Source organism: Tautonia rosea (assembly GCF_012958305.1).
In the GTDB taxonomy this organism is placed as follows: domain Bacteria; phylum Planctomycetota; class Planctomycetia; order Isosphaerales; family Isosphaeraceae; genus Tautonia; species Tautonia rosea.
In genome coordinates, this window is sequence record NZ_JABBYO010000040.1 from 1 (window position 1) to 3,319 (window position 3,319).

The window sequence follows — 3,319 nt, forward strand, 5'->3', positions numbered from 1 at the left end:
GGTCCTCCGGGTGTCATGCCCGAGGACGTTCTGTGACAATTCGGCAGGTCGCGATCGAGTTCGGCTCGATCGCGAAGACGAACCAAAAACCGCGAAGTAAGCGTACGAGCGGTGCCGTGCTTCGGTTTAAGTGATTGCACTTTCCGTCGCCGAGGTGCGGTGCTCGTACAACGAAGAACGAACGTAGACCCTTCGGATAAGTGATTCGAGACGACGACGCGAGGTCGTCGCGGTGGTTGCCCGTCGCCGTGAGGCGAGTCGGCAACCGCGGGGGAGCGAGGTCACGCGGACATCGGTCACACACACCGGCACACGGTTTCCCTCGGGAAGTCGGGCGTCGGGGCCGGGTCGGCGTGGTCAAGCCCCGAAGGGCACGGGGGGGATGCCTAGGCGTCGCCGGCAAGGTGGGCGTGGCAGGCTGCGATAAGCTCGGGGGAGGGGCCGAACGCCCGTCGATCCCGAGATACCCACAGCAACCCAGGGAACTGAAACATCTCAGTACCTGGAGGAACGGAAAGCAACCGCGACTCCCTCAGTAGCGGCGAGCGAACGGGGATACAGCCTAAACCGATCGGGACACCGATCGGGGTCGTGGGGCCACTCGATAGGATTTCGGTCCGACAGAGTCAAAAAAACAGAGTTCAATCGAAGCGACCTGGAACGGTCCACCAGAGAGGGTGAAAGTCCCGTAGGTGACGGATTCTGTTCTCTGAAGAGTGGTACCCGAGTAGGGTCGGGCACGTGAAACCCGGCCTGAATCGGCGGGGACCATCCCGCAAGGCTAAGTACCGGGCGACGACCGATAGTGAACCCAGTAGGGCGACCGAATGGTGGGAAGAACCCCGACAAGGGGAGGACACTGAACCTGAAACCCCGTGCCTACAAGCGGTGGGAGGGCGACGAGCCTTAGTGCTCCGCCTGACCGCGTGCCTTTTGCATAATGATCCGGCGAGTTTTGGTATCCGGCCGGTTAACCTCTTCAGGAGGGGAGCCCCAGCGAAAGCGAGTCTGAACAGGGCGCTTGTCGGGTGCCAAAGACGCGAAACCAGGTGATCTACCCATGGGCAGGTTGAAGCGACCGTAACAGGTCGTGGAGGACCGAACCCACTGATGTTGAAAAATCAGGGGATGACCTGTGGGGAGGAGTGAAAGTCTCATCAAACCTGGAGATAGCTCGTTCTCTCCGAAATGGCTCGAGGGCCAGCCTCGGGGAATTCGCCTGCGGGGGTAGAGCGACGGAATCCGGCTGGGGCCCTCCCCGGGTACCCACCGGAACCCAACTCCGAATACCGCAGGTTTTTATCCCGGGAGTCAGAACGCGGGGGAGAATCTCCGCGCTCAAGAGGGAAACAGCCCAGACCGCCGACCAAGGCCCCCAAGACGACGCTCAGTGGCAAAGGAAGTGGGACCGCGGTGACAGCCGGGATGTTGGCTTAGAAGCAGCCACCATTTCAAAAGTGCGTAACAGCTCACCGGTCGAGCCGTCCCGCGCCGAAAATGACGGGGACTCAAGCGTCGCGCCGCAGTCGCGGATTGGAATTTATTCCAGTGGTAGGAGAGCGTCGACGGCCGCATTGAAGCCACACGGGCAACGGGTGGTGGAGCGCCGTCGAGTGCGTATGCCGGAACGAGTAACGATAAGGCCGGTGAGAAGCCGGCCCGCCGAAAGCACAAGGGTTCCTGGGGAAGGGCAATCCGCCCAGGGTTAGTCGGGACCTAAGACGAGGCCGAACGGCGTAGTCGATGGGCAGCCGGTGAATATTCCGGCACCCGAGGGTGCGGTTGAAGGCAGGTGACGCTGCCATCACGGGGATCGGGGCGTTAGTTACCCCCGTTCCGCAAGGACGACGGCTTAGCCCGGAAGTCCCCCGCGTGGTAGCCACGAAAATCCCTGTCCGGACAATCCCTCGGCCCGTACCGCAAACCGACACAGGTGTGCCAGGCGAGTATCCGAAGGCGTTCGGGAGAACCCTCGTGAAGGAACTCGGCAAAATAGCCCCGTACCTTCGGTAGAAGGGGCGCTGGCGCGAGCCAGCCGCAGAGAATCGGCTCCGGCGACTGTTTACCAAAAACACAGGACTCTGCCAACTCGTAAGAGGACGTATAGAGTCTGACGCCTGCTCGGTGTCGGTAGGTTAAGGGAGGCGATTAGGGAAACCGAGGTTGCCAACCAAAGCCCCGATAAACGGCGGCCGTAACTATGACGGTCCTAAGGTAGCGAAGTTCCTTGTCGGGTAAGTTCCGACCTGCATGAATGGCGTAACGACCGGAGCACTGTCTCCACGAGGGACCCGGTGAAACTGAAGTCGTGGTGAAGATACCACGTACCCGCGGCTAGACGGAAAGACCCCGTGAACCTTTACTGCAGGTTGGCACTGGCCAGCCGACGATCCTGTGTAGCATAGCTGGGAGGCTGCGAAGCCCGGGCGCCAGCCCGGGTCGAGCCACCGGTGAAATACCAGCCTGGATCGTCGACTGTCCTCACCGGTTGCACCACAATCGGGACACTGCTCATCGGGCAGTTTGACTGGGGCGGTCTCCTCCCAAAGTGTAACGGAGGAGCGCCATGGTCCCCTCGGCCCGGTCGGCCATCGGGCAACACGAGCGCAAACGTAGAAGGGGGCCTGACAGCGAGTCCTCTCAGACGAGCTGGGACGAAAGTCGGCGTTAGTGATCCGGCGGTGCTGGATGGAAAGGCCGTCGCTCAACGGATAAAAGGTACTCCGGGGATAACAGGCTGATCTCCCCCGAGCGTCCATAGCGGCGGGGAGGTTTGGCACCTCGATGTCGGCTCATCGCATCCTGGGGCTGGAGAAGGTCCCAAGGGTTCGGCTGTTCGCCGATGAAAGCGGTACGCGAGCTGGGTTCAGACCGTCGTGAGACAGGTCGGTCCCTATCTGCCGCGGGCGGAGGAAACTTGAGAGGAGTCTCCCCTAGTACGAGAGGATTGGGGAGGACCGACCTCTGGTGTACCGGCTGTCCTGCTCAGGGCACCGCCGGGTAGCCAGGTCGGGAACGGATAAGCGCTGAAGGCATCTAAGCGCGAAGCCGGCCTCAAGACCAGGTTTCCGGCACCAATTCGGTGCGAAGGCTCCTGGAAGACCACCAGGTTGATAGGCCGGGAGTGCACGGCGGGCGACCGTCGCAGCCGACCGGTCCTAAGAGCCAAGCGGCTTGACCACCCCGACCCGTCCCCGCCGCATCGCAGCCCCCGCTGCGGTGCCCCACGGGACAGGTCTCGGCGTGGCCTCAACACAACGACAGAGCCTCCCTCACCCGAAACCTCCGAACGACCCCGTAGCCGTCGTCTCGTTACGAC

General features: G+C 62.1%; 1 rRNA gene. It reads left to right on the forward strand.

Annotated features, from left to right (window positions below):
* Positions 1-355 precede the first annotated feature (355 nt).
* Positions 356-3,182 (forward strand): 23S ribosomal RNA (locus tag HG800_RS26715).
* Positions 3,183-3,319: the final 137 nt, after the last annotated feature.